Below are 18,743 nucleotides of genomic sequence, written 5' to 3' on the forward strand. Positions count from 1 at the left end.
CCCCCCCCCCCCCCCCCCCCCCCCCCCCCCGCCTTTTTTCAATCGGATGCTTCCGTGATCACACAGGAAAAGCACACGTCGTGCCCTTCCTGCGGCATCTCCGGCACAAGCATGCGGGAGCGGCACACCAGCACCTGCTGCGCATGGGCGCCGAGCCCCGGCAAAAAGCGGTCGTAATATCCGCCGCCGTAACCCAGCCGCGCTCCGTCGGCCGTCGCGCACAGACAAGGGACAACACAAAAATCGATCTGCTCCGGCGCCACCCGCAGCGAAGAAGCAGGCGGTTCCAAAATGTCCAGAGCGCCGGGACGCAGCACGTCCAGCGAATCGATCTGTCGGGCCTCCATCACGCCTTTACCGGTGCACAAAGGCACGCACAGGCGTTTTCCGTCCCGCAGGACCTGCTCCAGAAAAGGCCGCGTATCGATCTCCCGGGCCGTTCCCACAAAGCAGAACACCGTCCCGGCCCGTTGATAGGCCGGCTGCTGTATCAAGGCGCGGCAGATGCGCCGGGAGGCAGCCGCATTGTACGCCGGGTCCAGCGAGGCGGCCAGCGCCTTCATGCGGCGGCGCAAAGCCGTCTTCTGCTGCGCGGCGCTCACGCGGTCTCCTGCGGGAGCACGTCGCTCTCGGAAAAATCTTCCCGGTCCAATGTCAGATTGGGATTGTAATATGGGTCTTTGGTCAGGCTTGCGCCGTAGCGCTGCGCCATGCGCTCCTTCTCTTTGTCAAAGCGCTCCTTGGCCGGGCCCTTGGTGTCCAGGCCGCGGCTTTTGGATTCATGATGATACAGCTGCGCATAGGGAGTATACAGAATGCGGTAACCTTTGTCCCGCACGCGCAGGCAGAAATCCACGTCGTTGTATGCCACGGTAAACGCCTCGTCCAGGCCGTTCACTTCGTCGTACACCGAAGCCTTGCACAACAGGCAGGCTGCTGTGACCGCAGAGAGGTCCTGCACCGTGGACAGACGGAACATGTAGCCCGAGCTGTCCCGCCGGGCGTATTTGTGGCTGTGGCCCGCATAACCGCCCAGTCCCACAATCACGCCGCCGTGCTGCACCGTATTGTCCGGGTAATAGAGCTTGGCGCCCACAATGCCCACGCCGGGCTGCACCGCCAGGCTGAGCATCTCCCGCAGCCAGCAGCCGTCGATGACCTCCACGTCGTTGTTCAGCAGAAGCAGATACTCGCCCCGGGCCACTTTGCGCCCGAAGTTGTTGATGGCCGAAAAATTGAAAGGTCCCGTGTATCCCACCACACGGCAGCCGCGGTATTTGCGCCGGATGGTTTTGTAATACTCGAACGTGGCCTCGTCCGTGGAATTGTTCTCGATGACCAGCACTTCAAAATGCGTGTAATCGGTCTTTTCATAAATCGAGCGCAGCGCCTTGTCCAAATCCTCCACATGGTCCTTGTTGGGAATGAGAATGGACACCAGCGGACTGCCGGGAATGTCGTACTCCACCTTATACGTGCTGGGGAACAGCCCGTCGGTGACGGTGCCCCGCGCGCCGATGCGTTTGAGATGCGCCGCAATGGCCCGTTTGGCCGCCTGCGCCACATAGGGCTTTGCCGCCGTGCCCGCCGAAGTGGAGGCCGCGTGCACCCGCCAGTAATACAGCACTTTGGGAATGTGCACGGGCACGGTCTTTTCGGACAGCTTCAAAAACAGGTCGTGGTCCTGGCTTCCGTCACAGGCCGGGTCCAGCCCGCCCACTTCCTGAAACAGCGACTTGCGGAAAACCGAAAAATGGCAGATATAGTTGCAGCAATTGAGATAGTCCGGTGCAAAATCGGGTTTAAAATGGCCGGTCAGCGGGCGCTGTACGTCGGTTTCAAACAGTGCCTCGTCACTGTACAGAAAGTCCGCCCCCGTCTCATGAGCGGTTTTCGCCATCCAGTACACCGCATGGGGCGCCAGCACGTCATCGTGATCCAGCAGGCCGAGATACTCGCCCTGCGCCAGAGCCGCCGCGGCATTGGTGTTGGCCGAAATGCCCTTGTTTTCCACCCGCACATACTTCACACCCGGCTGGGCTTTCAAATACTCGCCCACGGCCGCATGCTCCGGGTCCGACGCATCGGCCACGCACAGTTCCCAGTTCTTGCAGGTCTGCGCCTGCACGCTCTCCACCATCTGTTTTAAAAAGTGCATGGGTGTGTTGTACACCGGCACCAGAATGCTGATGACCGGCCAGTCCGACGTCTCGGCTGCGCGCTGTGCCTCCAGCACCTCGGGCGGTGGCAGGAACCGCCCTTTTTTACTTTTCATGCGGCGCTTGAAAAAGCCTGCCGCCCGGTGCAGCGTGGAGCTGAGCCCCTCCTGGCGCACCGACTGAAAGAAAAAGGCTGCCAGTTCCCGCAGCCGTTTCAGGCGCAAATTCATAAAACCGCCCTCCGTTCGGCAAAACGGGCAGAATGGCTCTGCCCGTTTTGATCATTTGTAACCGTAATTTTCATAAAGCAGTGTGAAGTGAGGATTGTAGTAAGGATCGCCCCGCTCCATCAGCGCCGCGTATTTCTGCACAAAGCGCGCCTTTTCCGCCTCGTAGCGGGCCTGGCGCTCTCCGCCGCAATGGGTGTCGTCCCCGCGGCTCTTGGACTCGTGGTGAACGGCAGCCGCAAAGGGCGTCATCACATTCAGATACCCCTTGGCCCGCAGCTTCAGGCAGAAGTCCACGTCGTTGTAGGCCACGGCAAAGTTTGCCTCATCCAGGCCTCCCACGGCCTGATACAGGCTTTTTTTCACCATCAGACACGCGCCGGTGACCGCGCAGAAGTTCTGCGTGGTGGCCAGCCGGTACATGTCGCCCGCAGAATCCCGGGGATGGCCCTTGTGGTTGTGGCCCGCACTGCCCCCCAGACCGATGAACACGCCCGCATGCTGGATGGTGCCGTCGGGATAGAACAGCTTGGCGCCCACCGCGCCCACATCCGGCCGCTGGGCATAGCTGAGCATCTCCCGCACAAAGCCCGGCGTTTCCATCTCCACGTCGTTGTTCAGCAGCAGCAGATAGTCGCCGGTGGCAAACTGCGCGCCTGCATTGTTGATCGCCGAGAAGTTGAACGGGCCGTTGTACTGCAAAAAGCGAAGGCCCGGAAGCCGCGCGGCCCCTTTGTAGAACTCCATGGTGGCCGGATCGGTGGAATTGTTTTCGATGACAATGACCTCCAGGTCCTGCCAGCCCGCGTTTTTGTACAGCGCCGCCAGACAGCGCTTCAAATCTTCCACATGATCCTTGTTGGGGATCAGCACCGACACCCGCGCCGACGCATTGACCGCATACTCGGTGCGATAAGCACCGGGGCAGCCTTCAATGGGCGTGACGCGGCCCGCCATGCCCAAACGGTCCAGCTGTGCCTGCACAGCGCCGGCGCCGGCGGCCACCGCATAGGGTTTGGCGGACATATCGCTGGAGGTGGAGCCTGCATGGCCCCGCCAGTAATACAGCACTTTGGGGATGTGCTCCACCCGGGCGGCCTGCTCCGTCAGGCGCAGAATCAAATCGTAATCCTGCGCGCCGTCGAACTCGGACCGCTCTCCGCCGCCGGCTTTCTCCAGCAGCGCACGGCTGAACACGGACAAATGGGTGATGTAGTTGCAGCCCCGCAGCGTATCGGGGGAATAGTCCGGTTTAAAGTGATACTCGCCCAGCTTTTTCATGGACGCGTCCAGCACGATCTCATCCGAATAGACAAAATCGGCGCCCGTCTCGTTGATGACACGCACCACCTCATACAGCGCGTTGGGGCTGAGCACGTCGTCGTGGTCCAGCAGCGCGATGTACTCGCCGTTGGCCTCAGCCAGGCCTACGTTGGTGTTGCCGGAAATGCCCTCGTTTTTGGCCAAACGGCAATAATTGATGCGGCCGTCCTTATACTTTGCCACCAATTTTCCCAGGCGGGTCTTGGGCGCATCCGATGCGTCCACCAGCACCAGTTCCCAGTTCTGGTAGCTCTGTGCGCGCACGCTGTCCACCATCTCCCGGAAAAAGCGTTCGGGCGTATTGTACAGCGGCACCACCACGCTGATGCGCGGCATTTGCGGAAAAATCGCCTTCTGCTGTTCCCGCAGTTCCCGCTTCAGGGGAATATCCGCGCGAAAACGCCAGCTCTCCCCTTTGGTCATCAGATCCACCCGGTAGGAGATCTCCCTGCCCAGCGCCTCGGCCCCGCGCTCACGGTAGCACTGTTTTCCGCGCCGCACCAGGCTGGAAAAATGCGACGGATTGGCCGTGCGGCGCAGCGCCTTGCCCACCGAGTCGCGCTCGGCGGGGTCCTTTACGGGACCGCTCATGTGGCACCTCCCTGATCCAGAGCCTTGTAGGCGTCGCACACCGTGCGCATGTCGCCGGTCATGCGGACACGTCCCTTCTCCAGCCAGGTCACCTTGTTGCACATGCGCTCGATCTGCTCGATGGAATGGCTGACCAGAATGACCGTGGTTCCGCCGCTCATCAATTCGCGCATGCGCTTTTCGCATTTTTCCTGGAACAGAAAGTCGCCCACCGACAAAATCTCGTCCGCGATCAGCACGTCGGGTTTTGTCACCGTGGCGATGGCAAACGCAATGCGGCTGACCATACCGGAGGAATAGTTTTTCAAAGGCACATCCAGAAAATCCTGCAGCTCGCTGAACTCCACGATCTCGTCGAACTTGGAGTCGATGTATTTGGGCGTCATGCCCAGCACGGTGCCGTTGAGGTAAATGTTCTCGCGGGCGGTCAGGTCCATGTCAAAACCGGCGCCCAGCTCGATCAGCGGAGCGATGGTCCCGTGCACCACTGTGGAGCCGGAAGAGGGTTTGAACACGCCGGAAATGATTTTCAAAAGAGTGGATTTGCCCGATCCGTTCAACCCGATCAGGCCGTAAAAATCGCCTTTTTCCACGTTAAAAGACACGTCCCGCAGGGCGTAAAACTCCTCAAACTGCAGCCTGCCCTGCACGGCGGCCAGGAAATACTCCTTCAGGCTCTCGTGCTTTTCCTTGGCCATGTTGAAGCGCATGGAGACGTTTTTCACTTCGATCATATTCATTAACAAAACGCCTCCTTTAAATATGCAGAACAAACTTGTCCTGCTCTTTGCGGAACACAAACAGGCCCGCCGCCAGCGCCAGAATGGCGCACAGGCCGCACACCCAGATCATGTTCCAGCTGAGCAGCTCGCCGTCCAGCACGGCGGCGCGGAAGGCCGTGATATACCAGTACATGGGGTTGTAACCAATGAAGCGTTGCAGGATGGCGCCGCCGGACCCGCCCATGGTGAACGGGTCGTAAAAGATGGCGGAAAAATACATCAGCGCCGTGATGAACACGCCCCACAGATGCATGATGTCACGGAAAAACACCGTGGCCGCCGCCAAAATCAGGCCGATGCCCAGGCTGAACACAAACAGCGTCAGCAACGGATAGACCGCCAGGATCGCCGTGGGATGCAGCGGCGCACCCGTAAAGATCATGACGATGATCAGCGCGATGAAGCTGAACAGGCAGTTCACCAGCGCGAAGCCCGCCTTTTCCAGCGGGAAGATGTATTTGGGAATGTACACTTTTTTAATCAGCGGCGCCGCTGCCAGCATGCTGGACATGCAGGAAGACGTGGCTTCGCTGAAAAAGCTGAACAACAGCTGACCGATGATCAGATAGACGGAAAAGTTTTCGATGCCGGCTCCGCGCATATCCAGAATACTGGAGAAAACCGCCACCATGACCACGTTCATCAAAAGCGGATTCAGAACGCTCCACAAAACGCCCAGCACGCTGCGGCGGTATTTGAGCTTGAAGTCCCGGCCGATGAGGTTCTGCAAGAGAAAGCGATAGCGCCAAAAGTCTTTGCAGTAAGCTTTTAACATGGACAATCGGGTTACCACCTTTCAAAATAGTCGAAGGTCTGCTCGCGAAAGCCCTTGTGCAGACCGTCCTTGGCGGACAGCTTCACCTCGCAGTCCACTGCGGGCCACTGAATGCCGATGTCCGGGTCATCCCAGCGGATGCCGCCCTCACTGGTGGGGTCATAATAATCCGTGCACTTATAGGTGAATTCCGCCTCGTCCGAAAGGACCAGGAACCCGTGGGCAAAGCCCTGCGGAATATAAAACTGTTTTTTGTTTTCCGCGGACAGGACCACGCCCACCCATTTTCCGAACGTCTTGGATTTGGGGCGGCAGTCCACCGCTACGTCGAACACCTCGCCCGACACCACACGCACCAGTTTGCCCTGGGTGTGCTCTTTCTGAAAATGCAGACCGCGCAGCACGCCCTTGGTGCTCTTGGACTGGTTGTCCTGCACAAAGGGGCCGGGAATTCCTGCCGCTGCGAACTCTTCCTGCTGATACGTTTCCATAAAATAACCGCGCGCGTCGCCGAACACGCTGGGCTCGATGATAAAAACGCCCTCTATTTCCGTGGGAACGAAATGAAATTTGCCCATATGGGACCGTCCTTCCTTCCAATTTAGATACTGTATCATAATAGCATGACGGCCCTCTTTTTTCAAGGAGAACCGGCCGGCCCGTGCGGTTTGCATCTGTGAAAATTTCCGGCAAAAAGAGCCTCCTTTGGGAAAGGAGGCTCTGAGGAATCGTTTTAGAAATAATTTTCGGGGTCCACCAGTTTTCCGTCTTTTGTGAACTCCACATGCAGATGGGACTCCATGCCGCTCTCGGCCGGAATATCGCCCAGCAGTGCGATGGTCTTGCCCATCTCCACCGTGTCGCCCGCCTTGCATTTGATGCGGTCCAGTCCGCACAGGCGCACCATGACGTCCTGACATTCTATCTCCACAACACCGCCCCACTGAGGATCTTCATAAACCGCGGTGACGGTGCCGTTGGCAGGGGCCTGCACCCCCATGTTCATGCTGCCGCGGATGTCCAGACCGTTGTGTGTGCGCCAGTCCTGCATGGTTTCGTTGTAGACCAGCTCGTCACCGCTGAAGCCCTGCAAGCGCTTGCCATCCAGAGGCTGCGTAAACGAAGGCTCTTGCACAGCCGGCTGCGTCGTGGACGCGCTTGGCGCCGCGGATGAAGCGGAAGGCTCCGGCTGCGAGGAAGACGCACTCTGCGGCTGTGATGACGAGGAGGATTCGATGGGTACGTTCTCCTGCTTTTGGTCCACCTCTGCGCCTTGATCTGCCATCCATATGTCTTCCTCCCCGTCGATGTGCTGTGACGTACTGTTGGATCCCAGCTGCTCCACCATGCCGTTGATGGCAAGGAAGCTGGTCAGTGCCGCGCCCGCAACCACAAGCGCGAGCGCCAGGTAAAAGCCCTTGCCCTGCCAGAAGCGCTGGCTTTTTGTATTTCTGCTCATATCTTTCCTCCCTGCCGGGCGCGCCCGGCGCATTTGATACTACTAGTCTGGCCACCGCCGCCGGGAATATTCACACCGCTTGCCTTTTGAGGTCAAAGAAAGTATACTGAAGCTGATATTGTCTGAATTTTGTCCGGCCAGAGCCGGGGGAGGTTAGTATGGACCTGCGCCCTTATCTTCACATCTCGCCCCAGGTGGAGCACGCCCTGAGCACGGGGCAGCCGGTGCTGGCGCTGCCCACCACGGATTTCGCCCGCTGCCTTCCCGCAGAAGAAGGGCTGGCCTTGGCACGCCGAACGGAAATCGAAGTGCGTGCGCAGGGTGCGGTACCCGCCCCGGTGGCGGTGCTGGGCGGCGCTTTGACCGTGGGGCTTTCGGAAAGCGAATGGCGGCGCGTGTGCTCCGGCGAGACGGGCAAGGCGTCCCGGCGGGACCTGCCGGTTCTGCTGGCAAACGGCGGCAGCGGCGCGGCCACAGCGGCGGCCAGCATCATCGCGGCCTGTCTGGCCGGCATCCGGGTGTTCAGCGCGGGGGCCATCGGCGGCGTGGCCGCCCAAAGCGACCGCATGGACGTGAGCGCCGATTTGCAGGAAGTGTGCAAGACCCCCGTGGCGGTGGTGTGCGCCGGCGTGAAATGCGGTTGCAGCCCGCTTTTGACGCTGGAATATCTGGAGACCATGGGTGTGACGGTGCTGGGCTGCGGCACGGACCGGTTTCCGGGTTTTCTCACCCAGGACGGACCGGCGCTGGAAAACCCGCCGCAAAGCGCCCTGCAGCTGGCGCGGACCGCACGCATCAAATGGGATGTGGGGCTGTCCGGCGGTCTTCTGTACTGCGCCCGGCCGGACGGTGCGGCGCGACTGGAGCCGCAAGCGTATGAGCAGGCCCAGCGCCGGGCCATGGACGAGGCCGACCGCCTGGGTGTCCGCGGCGGCGCGCGCACACCCTTTCTGCTGCAAAAGATTCTTCAAAGCTCCGAGGCCGCACGCGGCGCCTATGAAAAGGCGGTGCTCGCCAGTGCGCGGGCCGGGGCGGAAATCGCGGTGAAATATGCACAGCTTTGACATTCGAAAACGTCTTTCCCTGTTCTGGAAAGCGGACGCGCCCGCCCGCTGGGAAATCCTGCTTGGCGGAGCCGTCGTGGTTTTTTGCTATCTTTTTTTCAATCATCCCGATATTGTAGAAACAGCCAATCATTCCTGGCTGTTTCTGGACCACGTGTTCTCCGGCCGTATGCTGGAGTTTTACGACAATGTACTGGCCCATCAGAACGATTTTTACTATGTGAACGGCGCGCACTACAACGTGTTTTTGTATCTGGCCTTCGGCGTATGGCTTCTGCCTGTATACGGCATCTACCATTTGTTTTCCCTGAACGCCGCGGCCGGGGCAGCCAACACGTTTTTGCTGTACTGGGCCAAGCTGCTGGCCTGCCTGACGGCGCTGGGATGCGCGTGGATGGTGCGGCGCCTGGCGCTTCGCCTGGAAGTGCCCGCAGGGCGCGCCGGATACGCGTCGCTGGCCTTTCTTCTGTCGCCGCTGACGCTGGTGGGCGTGTTCTGCATGGGGCAGTACGACAGCCTTTGCCTGTTTTTCCTGCTGTGGGCGCTGTGCCTGTATTTTGACGGCCGCCTGCCCGCCTTCACGGTTCTGATCGGCGTGGCCATGGCGTGCAAATTTTTTGCGCTGCTGGTGTTTTTGCCGCTGCTGCTGTTGCGGGAAAAGCGGATTTCCCGCCTGCTGGGCTACGGCGTGCTGAGCCTGTGGCTGACCGTGCCCACCGGCCTGCTGTACGCCGGGCGGGACGGCGACATGGGCTTTTTCAACGAGCTGATGATCGAGCGTCTGTTCACTGACACAGTGCCCGGCGCCCACGGGGATGTTCCCCTGTTCTTTTTGGGGTACGCGCTGGTGCTGGTGTTCAGCTTTTTCTGGCGCGCGCCGGACACAGCCCGGCTGCGGCGCATGGCCGTGTATCTGTGCATGGCCGTGTTCGGCCTGCTGTTCTCCTGCGTGCTGTGGCACCCGCAATGGCTGGTGCTGCTGGTGCCCTTCGCCATTCTCAGTGTGTCCACCGCTCAAAACCGCACCCCCTGGTATGCCATGAATGCCATCTGCTGTGCGGGCGCGCTTTTGCTGTGCTACCAGACCTTCCCCGGCCAGCTTGAGGTGGGCATGATGGACTACGGCCTTGTGCATCTGGCGCTGGGGCTGAACGCCTCGGGCATTCCCCATCAGAATCTGACCTTCTACTTCGGGCTTCTGCCCTATGTGAATCAGCTTGCGCCGGTGCTGTTTGCCGCGCCTATTGCGGCGGCAGCGATCTTTCTGTACCCCTGTGCCGGGGGCACGTTCGGGGACCGGCTGACGCACGGCGGACACTTTGCCCCCAGCGCCCGGGCCGGGCTGTGGACCGGCGCGTGTGTATTTGCCGCGCTGCTGGTGGCGCCGGTGGCCTTCCAATGGGCGAAATGCTTTCTTTGAGACTTCAATAAGGCAGGTGTGCTTTTATGAATCGATGCAAAAACTGTGGCAAACCGCTGGAAGACGACTCTTCCATGCTGTGCCCGGCCTGTGCGGCCATGGAGCGCAGTGACGCCAAAGCCGGCCGTGCCGGCGTGCGCACCATCCGGCGGATGGCGCTGGTGGCAGCGGTACTGGCAGTGGTGCTGATCGTGCTGGTCAGCCTTTCTGTGGTGTTTTCCCGCAAATACGACCCGGTGCAGTTTACCGATCAGTTGACGCAGGCGCTGGCTGCCGGCGACACCAAAGCGCTGACCGGGCTTGTGGCCGGAAAAGACATCGCTGTGTCTGAAGAAAATCTGGCGGCGCTATGCCGGGCCTTTTCCACCGAAGAAGCCCGGGCCGCGCTGACGCAGCAGCTGGAGGCACAGATCAGCGATCCCACTTTGACGGGTTCCGCCTACCCCGCTTTGAGCGTGGAAGAAGACCGGGTATTTCTGGGTTATTCCGAATACCGTCTGGCAGTGCAGAGCGTGCAGCTGATGCTGTCCACCAGCGCAGCCAACCCTCTTCTGACCCTGAACGACACCGCCTGCACAGGCGAGGTCGTTTCCGGCGGCGTGCTGTATAAAAACCTGTTCCCCGGCCGGTACACCTGCCTTGTGACTGCCGCTTCTTCCACCGGCCAGACCGTGACCGGCACCGCCACGGAACTGGATCTGTTCCAGACCAGCGAGCCCACGGTTTTCAACGGCGCACTGCCGCTGTCCGACATCACCGTGTCCGGCTGCACCAGCGATGAGGCCACCATTCTGGTCAACGACCAGGCCATCGCTGCCAAACCCGTGGGCGGCACCGTCACCATTCCGCAAATTGCGGTGGGCAGCACCATCCGCTTCACTTACACTGCTCCCCATGGGGCCGTGACCACCGGCGTTGTGCAGTTCACCGACCAGAGCGTCACCGCGCTGACCTTCGGCGAAGTGACCACCACCGGCGGTGTGCCGGACAAAGCCGGCGTGGACGCGCTGCTGCGCACCTATTACTCGGCCTATCTGGATGCGGTGAACCAGCAGGATGCTTCCAAATTCCAGGCGCTTGTATCCGAAACGCTGTTTGCCGAGCAGTCCGCCGGCATCTCCGCGGCAGACAAAACCGCCAACATCTATGAATTTACCGACGCGGTGAGCGAAGAATCCTCGGTTTCCACCCTGCTGATCGGCGAGGCGCCGGGCTTCCGCTGCAACGCCACTTTCTCCTACAATTATACCGGTAAGGAGACGCACGAAACCCTGTCCGCCGCCGAGAAGAAGAGCTGCGAGTTCATCTTCCTGGACGGCCAGTGGAAACTGAACCGGCTGGTCGGTTGCACCGACGAAAACTACGCTGCCAACTCCACGGCGGCTTTGGACGGCTGAATCAACACGATCCGGCGCGCGGATTTTTCCGCGCGCCGGATTTTTTCCTTATAAAATCCTTAGAATCGGGGCGTATGCTGGGCTCATCAAGCAAAAAGGAGCATGAGTCTTATGGAAAACCAACGCATACGCACAGCGCCCCTGTCCCTCACGGGCACGGGGCTGAAAACGCTGGCTCTGGCCGCTATGGTGCTGGACCACATTCACTACTTCTTTTCCTTCACCGGGCAGATTCCCGACTGGTTCAGCATGGCCGGGCGTCTGGCCGCACCGCTGTTTGTGTTCTGCCTGGCCGAGGGCTTTGCCCACACCCACAGCCGCAAAACGTACTTTCTGCGCATTTGGCTCATTGCCGCCGTCATGGGTGGCCTGCTGTTCTTTATGATGTACGGCGGATTTCTGGTCCGGCCCGACGGTTTTTACCCCGCCAACGCCGCTCTGAGCGAATTTGTTCTTCTCATGGTGATTTGGCAGGGCGTCGACTGGCTGCGCCAGAAACGCATTGTACTTGGCGCTGCAGCGGTCATATTTCCCTTTGTGTGGCCGGTGGCGGCGGGGCTTCTCAGCAACGCCGTGCCCGGGGCGGGCACGGTGATCGGCCTTGCCTGTTATACGGTTCTGCCCATTCTCAACATGAGCCCGGACGTTTCTCTGCCCTATGTCCTCATGGGCATCTGGCTCTATCTGTGGCGCACCCGCCGGGCGGTTCAGGTGGCCGGCTTTGCCGCCCTGGACCTTTTGTTTTTCTTTGCGCTGCCCCTGCGCGATCTGCTGGGACAACCCGGATTTTCTTTGGCGCAGATGTTCACCCAGTATTACGAATGGTTCGGCGCGTTTGCGGGACTTTTGATGCTGTGCTATAATGGGCGGCGCGGCGCCGGACACAAGGGGTTGTTCTACGTGTTTTATCCGGCGCACATCTATTTGCTGTACGCGCTGAGCTGGGCCGTGCTGGTCTGGCTGCGCTGAGAGGAGGAACGGGACGTGGCGCACATTCTGGCTGTGGACGATGACCGCGATTTATGTGAGCTGCTGAAAAGCGCGCTGGAACGGGACGGTCATCAGGTCTGCCTGCTGACGCGGGGCGAGGACGTCACGCCCCGCCACTGCACCTGGGCGGACTGCATTCTTTTGGATGTGATGATGCCCGGCGAAGACGGCTTTGCCGTTTGCCGCCGCATTCGGGAGCTGGCGGACTGCCCGATTCTGTTTCTCACCGCCCGCACCGGCGAGGCGGATGTGATCCGGGGGCTGGGGCTGGGCGGAGACGACTATCTTTCCAAACCCTTTCACCTTGCCGAACTGCGTGCCCGGGTGAACGCACACCTGCGCCGCCAGCAGCGCGCGCCGCGCGCCCGGATGCGCCGGGGAGGGCTGGATTTTGACCTGGCGCAGAAAGCGGTGTTCCGGGAAGGCACCCCGCTGAAGCTGACCCGGGGCGAATACGCCATCTGTGAACAGCTGGCCTTGCACCCGGGGCAGACCTTTTCCAAAGAACAGATCTATGAGGCGGTGTTCGGCTTTGACGCCGATGGCACCGAAGCCGCCGTGACCGAACACATCAAAAACATTCGCGCCAAGCTGCGCGCCGTGGGGCTTGCCCCCATCGAGACCGTCTGGGGGATCGGCTACAAATGGAAAAGCGAGGACTGACCTTAAAGGGCGTGCTTGTGCGCTATCTGATATTCAGCGGCGGCACCTGCGCTGTTCTGGCGCTGCTGTGGCTGTTCGGCCTGGCACTGCTGATCAACATGGGGGTTCTGTTCCCCGCCAATGCGGGCGCCCAAAGCTTTTCCCAGGCGGTGTCCCGGGTGACGGAGTACACGGCGGACACCTTTTCTCCCGATTTGGTGCCGCCGCCCTGCCGGTACGCGCTGATTCAGGGAAACGATGTACTTTTCACCAACGCCCAGGGCGGCTATCTGCGGGCCCTGCAGGAATATCTGGCCGGAGAGAGCGAAGGTCTGACCAACCGGGTGCGGTGGTACACGCAGTATTACAACGCCGTCCGCCTGGCCGACGGGACCGTGTGTCTTTTTCAGTACGATTACGCGGTCCACTGGTGTACACCGGAGCTTCAGAACACCCTGCCGGATTTTCAAACCATGCATCTGCTCTCTCTGGCAGCGGTGTGTCTGGGCGCAGTGGCTTTGTATACCCGCCGCTCCGCCCGCATCGTGGCCCGGGACGCAGCGCTTTTGACCGACGCGGGCGCAAAACTGGCGGCGGGCGATGCATCGGAGCTGCCCGCCAACACCGCCAAAGTACGGGAATTCCGCCGCGCGCTGGACACCATGGACCGGATGCAGGGCCAGCTGGCCGAATCTCTGCGCGCCCAGTGGGTTCTGGAGCAGCGCCGCAGAGAAGACATGGCCTGCCTGGCACACGATTTGAAAACACCCCTGACGGTCATCACCGGAAACGGCGAGCTGCTGGCGGAGGACACACTGACCGCTGACCAGCGCCGCAGCGTGGAAGCGGTGCTGCGCAGCGCCCAAAGCGCCCTGGAATACGTGGACCGGATGCAGGCGCTGGCCCGTGCCGACGGAGAGCCATCACCCCGGACGCCGGTCTGTCTGACTGCTTTTACGAACCGGTGCGCCCAGACGGGCCGCGGACTGTGTGCCGCCCGAAAGCTGCGCTTTGTCTGCCGCCCGGGGCCGGACACGGTGTTTGAGGCCCGGGAAGAAGATTTGTGCCGGGCAGTGGCCAATCTGCTGGACAATGCCGCCCGCTTTGCCCAAACCTGTGTGAAACTGCGCGTGGAGATGGGAGAGGGGCAAATCCGCTTTTGTGTGGAAGATGACGGGCCCGGGTTCTCCCCCGCCGCGCTGCAGCGGGCCGGCCGGTCGCTTTATACAGGCGATGCAAGCCGCCCCCAGGGCGGACACACCGGCATGGGGCTCTGGTTTGCCCGGGCGGTGGCGCTGGAGCACGGGGGCGGGCTGGAACTTTTCAACGCGGACGGCGCATGTGCCGTTTTAACGGTCCGGCTGTAAATCTTTTGGGGAAAAGGGCTTTTCTTTCCCCGGGGTTTCTGGTATACTGTGCTTCAGAGACGTCATGAAGGCGTTTTTAACAAAGAAGTTCATGAAGGGCTTATTCCTGCATCCCGGGAATAAGTCTCTTCTTTTTTAAGGAGAATTTTTATGGAACAGACGGTTCCCTCCCGGCTGCGGGAATTTTTCGCCGGGCATCCCCGGGCCGCACTGGCTTTTTCCGGCGGCGTGGACAGCGCCTATCTGCTTTACGCTGCCCAGGCCTGCGGCTGCCGGGTGCGCGCCTACTATGTGCAGACCGCCTTTCAGCCCGCCTTTGAAGCGCAGGACGCGGAACGCCTGGCCCGGCAGCTGGGCGCAGAACTGCAGGTCCTGCACGCGGACATCCTGGATGTGGAAGCCGTGCGCCAAAATCCGGCTGACCGCTGCTACCACTGCAAAAACGCACTGTTCACCCGCATCTGCGCCGCAGCCGCCGCGGATGGTTTTGACCTGGTGATGGACGGCACCAACGCTTCGGACGACGCGGATGACCGCCCGGGCATGCGGGCACTGCGCGAGCTGGGTGTGGTCTCGCCCCTTCGCCTGTGCGGGATCACCAAGCAGGCCCTGCGGCAGTATTCCAAGGATGCGGGCCTGTTCACCTGGGACAAGCCCGCTTATGCCTGTCTTGCCACCCGCATTCCGACGGGAACCGTCCTTCGCGCGGAAGACCTGCGCGCCGTGGAGCAGGCGGAAGACGCCGTGCGGGCGCTGGGATTTACGGATTTTCGGGTGCGCATCACACCGGACGGCGGCGCAAAGCTGCAGGTGCCTGCGTCCCAATGGGACCGCGCAGCCGGTATGCGCCGGCAGCTGGGCACGGCGCTGGCTGCCTTTCCGTGGGCGTGTCTTGATTTTAAAACGAGGTGAAGAGCATGGAACAACGCGATGTACGCGCTTTGCTGGCGGCGGTGGCCAGCGGAGAAGTGACCCCCGAGCAGGCCGAGGCTCAGCTGCGGGTACAGCCTTTTGTGGATTTGGGATATGCCAAACTGGATACGCAGCGTCAGCGCCGCCAGGGCTCGGCGGAAGTGATTTACGGAAAAAGCAAGACCCCGCAGCAGATTTGCGGGATCGTCAGCGAAATGCTGCGCCGGGGCGGAACGGATATTCTGGTGACGCATCTGTCCGCCCAGGCGGCGGAGCAGGTGCGCACACTGGCGCCTTTGGACTGGGACGAACTCTCCGGGCTGGGCATCGTGAACCCGGACCCGAACCGGCCCGCACGGGGCCACATTGTGGTGGCCAGCGGCGGCACCAGTGACATGCCCGTGTGCGAAGAGGCGGCCCGCACAGCCGAGGCTCTGGGCAACCGGGTGACCCGCCTGTACGACGTGGGTGTGGCCGGTCTGCACCGGCTTCTGGCCAACGTGGATGTGCTGGCCAGTGCCCGGGTGGTCATCGCCGTGGCCGGCATGGAAGGCGCGCTGGCCAGCGTGGTGGGCGGCCTTGTCTCCTGCCCGGTGATCGCCGTGCCCACCAGTGTGGGATACGGCGCCAACTTCGGGGGGCTTTCCGCGCTTTTATCCATGCTGAATTCCTGCGCCAGCGGCGTCAGCGTGGTCAACATTGACAACGGATTCGGCGCCGGCTTCCTGGCCAGCCGCATCAATCAAATGGAGGGACTTGCATGAAAACGCTGTATCTGGAATGTTCCATGGGCGTGGCCGGCGACATGCTGATGGCTGCCCTGTATGAACTTTGTACCGACAGCCAGAAGCAGGAGTTTCTGGCACGCATGCGCGCCTTGGGTCTGCCCGGCGTGGAGATCGCGCCTTTGGCGGCCAACAGCGGCGGCATTGCCGGCACGCATATGAAAGTCACCGTGGGCGGTGCGGAAGAGGATGAGCCCCATCCGGACGGGCATTCCCACGCCTGCGCCGACGAACACGAGCACCACCATCATGCAGAACACGCACAGGAACACCATCATCACGGAGAGGCGCACGCCCACGCGCATTCCCATCACCATCCGCATGTGCACCGCACCCCGCAGGATGTGCGCGCCATTTTGGAGCAGCTGCCTGTGAGCGAGCAGGTGCGTGCTGATGCCCTGTGCGTTTATCAGAGCATTGCCGAAGCCGAGGCCCATGTGCACGGCACCACCGTGACGGATATCCACTTCCACGAAGTGGGCACGCTGGACGCCATTGCCGACGTGGTGGGCGTATGCCTGCTGATGGAGATGCTGGGTGCCGAAGACGTGGCCGCATCCCCCATCCATGTGGGCCGCGGCCAGGTGCGCTGCGCCCACGGCATCCTGCCGGTGCCCGCGCCTGCCACCGCCTGGCTGCTGCGGGGCGCCCCCATCTATTCGGCGGATGTGGACGGCGAACTGTGCACCCCCACCGGCGCAGCGCTGGTCTGCCATTTTGCCCGGCGCTTCTGCGCCATGCCGGCCATGACCGTGGACGGCATCGGGTACGGGCTGGGCACCCGGGTCTTTTCCCGCCCCAGCTGCGTGCGCGCCTTTTTGGGCGAGAGCGCGCAAAAAGCCCACACCGTGGCGGAACTGCAGTGCAATTTGGATGACATGACCGGCGAAGACCTGGCGTATGCAGTGGAAATGCTGCTGGCGGAAGGCGCCCGGGATGCGTTCACCACGCCGGTCTTCATGAAAAAGGGCCGTCCCGGCTTTTTGCTGACCTGCATCTGCGACGAGGCGGACGCCGACCGGTTTGCCCGGCTGATGCTGCGCCACACCACCACCCTGGGTGTTCGCAAACGCATTTGCGAACGCACCTGTCTGGACCGGGAAGAGGTCTGCCTGAACACCGAACACGGCTCCATCCGCTGCAAGAAATCTCACGGATGCGGCGTGGAACGCCGGAAGCCGGAGTACGAGGATCTGGCCCGCATCGCCCGGGAGACCGGCCTCACACTGGAACAGGTCCGCGCCGTGGCAGAGCGCGCTTTGCGTGATAAAGAATAATTTGAAAAATACAAAACCCGGTGTGCCAGTGGCACACCGGGTTTTTTCTGTATGACAACATTTGTTTTTCACAGGTTTTTTCGCACGGCGGAAAAACGGCGGTCCCGGTGCAGCACCCAGAACAGAAGCGCCGTGACCACCACCCCTTTGGCGATGCTGGAAATGCTGATGCTCCACCAGATTCCGTCCAACGCCAGCGCCGTAGCGGAGAGCGCCATAGCCATGGGAATGCGGGCCGCATTGCCCAGAATGCCGCACACCGACGAGGGGATGGGCCGCCCGATGCCCTGAAATGCCGCCGCCGAAACGCCCTCGATGCACATGAACATCTGAGACACGCCCAGAATGCGCAGATAGCTGACCCCCATGGGCGCCAGCTGGGGATCGGGGATGAACAGCCCGAACAGAAACGCGGGGAACGCCATCAGCACCGCAGTGGTAAACAAGCCCCAGCCGCCGATGATCCCCACCGCCCGCCGGTATCCCTGCTTGATGCGGTCATACTTGCCCGCGCCGTAATTCTGTGCCACAAAGGCGTTCAGCGCAGTGGAAAAGCCGTCCGCGGTCATCCAGGTGATGGATTCGACCTGGCTTCCCACCTTCTGCACCGCCACAGCCGCGTCGCCCCAGCCTGCCACCAGTCGGGCAATGATCATGGAAAGGCTGGAAAAGAACAGGTTCTGCACCGCTACCGGAAGCCCGATGCGCGCAATGTCCGCCCAGTCCGACCGGCGGCTTTTGGAAAACAGCTTCAGGTGAGGGAACAGGCGCTGGTCTCTTGCGGCCATCAGCACAAACATCACCAGCACCACCGCCTGGGCCAGCACCGTTGCCAGGGCCGCGCCCGCCACTTCCATGCGCGGGAAAGGGCCCACTCCAAAAATCAGCACCGGGTCCAGCACGATGTTGAACACCAGCCCTACCACTGTGGCTTTGAACATGGCCACACTGTTGCCCAGCGCCGTGAACAGCCCGGTAAAAATTTGAGAGAAAAAGGCAAACACCAGCCCCACCGCCACAATGACCAGATAGGTGCGGGCGTCTGCTATGGTCTGGGCGCCGTTCAGTTTGAAAAAGGCGATCAGCGGCCCGTTGAACGCGATGTATGCCGCCGTGCACAGCGCCACCAGCAGTGCGCACATGTGAAAGGCCGCCCGGGCCAGCCCTGCCGCCTCCGGGATGTTCTGCGCCCCCAGAGCGTGCGCCGCTTTCACCTGCCCGCCGATGCGCGGGATGGACACCAGCCCGTTTGCCACCCACAGATACATACCGGCCGCGCCCACCGCGGCCACCGCCTCGGCCGAGACGCGGCCGATCCACAACATATCCGTCAGATTATACGCCATCTGGATCAGTGAAGTGCCCATGATGGGCAGCGCCAGACGCGTCAACGCCGGAAGGATGGGTCCCTCCAGCAGATTTACATTCCGCACACGTGTACCCCCTGCAAAAATCGATTTTCCTCACTCACAGTGTATCACATCTGCGCACAGCTTCAACCACCTTTTTTGCATTCTTCCTCTTGACTTTCGGCAGAGAATCCGGTATTCTGTTTTTGGTTAGCAATAACTAA

17 protein-coding genes are annotated in these 18,743 nt (G+C 61.3%); 9 read left to right on the top strand and 8 right to left on the bottom strand.

Going from position 1 to position 18,743, the window contains the following annotated elements:
• Nucleotides 1-38: 38 nt before the first annotated feature.
• The 7 genes from WMO24_RS07640 to WMO24_RS07670 all read right to left on the bottom strand — a co-directional run bounded on the left by WMO24_RS07640 (nucleotide 39) and on the right by WMO24_RS07670 (nucleotide 7,316).
• Complete coding sequence (locus WMO24_RS07640) at nucleotides 39-602, bottom strand: 5-formyltetrahydrofolate cyclo-ligase (RefSeq protein ID WP_349215786.1); 564 nt, start codon at nucleotides 600-602, stop codon at nucleotides 39-41.
• Nucleotides 599-2,389 (bottom strand): glycosyltransferase family 2 protein, encoded by a 1,791-nt coding sequence (locus WMO24_RS07645; RefSeq protein WP_349215787.1) that lies wholly within the window; start codon nucleotides 2,387-2,389, stop codon nucleotides 599-601. The genes WMO24_RS07640 and WMO24_RS07645 overlap by 4 nt, the downstream gene beginning before the upstream one ends.
• 51 nt (nucleotides 2,390-2,440) lie before the next feature.
• Nucleotides 2,441-4,300: a glycosyltransferase family 2 protein gene (locus tag WMO24_RS07650; RefSeq protein WP_349215788.1), complete on the bottom strand. Its 1,860-nt coding sequence runs from the start codon at nucleotides 4,298-4,300 to the stop codon at nucleotides 2,441-2,443.
• Entirely contained in the window at nucleotides 4,297-5,040 is a 744-nt protein-coding gene (locus tag WMO24_RS07655; RefSeq protein ID WP_349215789.1) for an ABC transporter ATP-binding protein, read from the bottom strand. Before WMO24_RS07655 ends, WMO24_RS07650 begins: the two co-directional genes overlap by 4 nt.
• Nucleotides 5,041-5,056: 16 nt before the next feature.
• Nucleotides 5,057-5,857, bottom strand: coding sequence for an ABC transporter permease (locus tag WMO24_RS07660; RefSeq protein WP_349215850.1), 801 nt, complete (start codon nucleotides 5,855-5,857; stop codon nucleotides 5,057-5,059).
• An 11-nt stretch (nucleotides 5,858-5,868) separates the two neighbouring features.
• Complete coding sequence (gene rfbC / locus WMO24_RS07665; RefSeq protein WP_349215851.1) at nucleotides 5,869-6,435, bottom strand: dTDP-4-dehydrorhamnose 3,5-epimerase; 567 nt, start codon at nucleotides 6,433-6,435, stop codon at nucleotides 5,869-5,871.
• A 155-nt stretch (nucleotides 6,436-6,590) separates the two neighbouring features.
• Complete coding sequence (locus WMO24_RS07670; protein WP_349215790.1) at nucleotides 6,591-7,316, bottom strand: peptidoglycan DD-metalloendopeptidase family protein; 726 nt, start codon at nucleotides 7,314-7,316, stop codon at nucleotides 6,591-6,593.
• A 158-nt stretch (nucleotides 7,317-7,474) separates the two neighbouring features.
• On the opposite strand from WMO24_RS07670, the gene WMO24_RS07675 reads away from it, so the two are divergent.
• The 9 genes from WMO24_RS07675 (at nucleotide 7,475) to larC (ending at nucleotide 17,170) form a co-directional block, all read left to right on the top strand.
• Nucleotides 7,475-8,380, top strand: coding sequence for a pseudouridine-5'-phosphate glycosidase (locus tag WMO24_RS07675; RefSeq protein ID WP_349215791.1), 906 nt, complete (start codon nucleotides 7,475-7,477; stop codon nucleotides 8,378-8,380).
• Entirely contained in the window at nucleotides 8,367-9,800 is a 1,434-nt protein-coding gene (locus WMO24_RS07680) for a hypothetical protein (RefSeq protein WP_349215792.1), read from the top strand. Before WMO24_RS07675 ends, WMO24_RS07680 begins: the two co-directional genes overlap by 14 nt.
• A 26-nt stretch (nucleotides 9,801-9,826) precedes the next feature.
• Nucleotides 9,827-11,197: a zinc ribbon domain-containing protein gene (locus tag WMO24_RS07685; RefSeq protein WP_349215794.1), complete on the top strand. Its 1,371-nt coding sequence runs from the start codon at nucleotides 9,827-9,829 to the stop codon at nucleotides 11,195-11,197.
• 111 nt (nucleotides 11,198-11,308) lie between these two features.
• A complete protein-coding gene (locus tag WMO24_RS07690) occupies nucleotides 11,309-12,166 on the top strand; it encodes a TraX family protein (protein WP_349215795.1) in 858 nt (285 codons plus the stop codon).
• 15 nt (nucleotides 12,167-12,181) lie between these two features.
• Nucleotides 12,182-12,850 (top strand): response regulator transcription factor, encoded by a 669-nt coding sequence (locus WMO24_RS07695; RefSeq protein WP_349215796.1) that lies wholly within the window; start codon nucleotides 12,182-12,184, stop codon nucleotides 12,848-12,850.
• Entirely contained in the window at nucleotides 12,832-14,196 is a 1,365-nt protein-coding gene (locus WMO24_RS07700) for a sensor histidine kinase (protein ID WP_349215797.1), read from the top strand. The genes WMO24_RS07695 and WMO24_RS07700 overlap by 19 nt, the downstream gene beginning before the upstream one ends.
• Nucleotides 14,197-14,346: 150 nt before the next feature.
• Nucleotides 14,347-15,108: an ATP-dependent sacrificial sulfur transferase LarE gene (larE, locus tag WMO24_RS07705; protein ID WP_349215799.1), complete on the top strand. Its 762-nt coding sequence runs from the start codon at nucleotides 14,347-14,349 to the stop codon at nucleotides 15,106-15,108.
• Nucleotides 15,109-15,113: 5 nt separating this feature from the next.
• Nucleotides 15,114-15,872: a nickel pincer cofactor biosynthesis protein LarB gene (gene larB, locus WMO24_RS07710; protein ID WP_349215800.1), complete on the top strand. Its 759-nt coding sequence runs from the start codon at nucleotides 15,114-15,116 to the stop codon at nucleotides 15,870-15,872.
• Entirely contained in the window at nucleotides 15,869-17,170 is a 1,302-nt protein-coding gene (larC, locus tag WMO24_RS07715; protein WP_349215802.1) for a nickel pincer cofactor biosynthesis protein LarC, read from the top strand. Before larB ends, larC begins: the two co-directional genes overlap by 4 nt.
• Nucleotides 17,171-17,238: 68 nt before the next feature.
• On the opposite strand, the gene WMO24_RS07720 is transcribed toward larC, so the two are convergent.
• Nucleotides 17,239-18,603: an MATE family efflux transporter gene (locus WMO24_RS07720; protein ID WP_349215804.1), complete on the bottom strand. Its 1,365-nt coding sequence runs from the start codon at nucleotides 18,601-18,603 to the stop codon at nucleotides 17,239-17,241.
• Nucleotides 18,604-18,743 lie beyond the last annotated feature (140 nt).

The organism is Ruthenibacterium intestinale (assembly GCF_040096265.1).
GTDB classification, from domain to species: Bacteria; Bacillota; Clostridia; order Oscillospirales; family Ruminococcaceae; genus Ruthenibacterium; species Ruthenibacterium komagatae.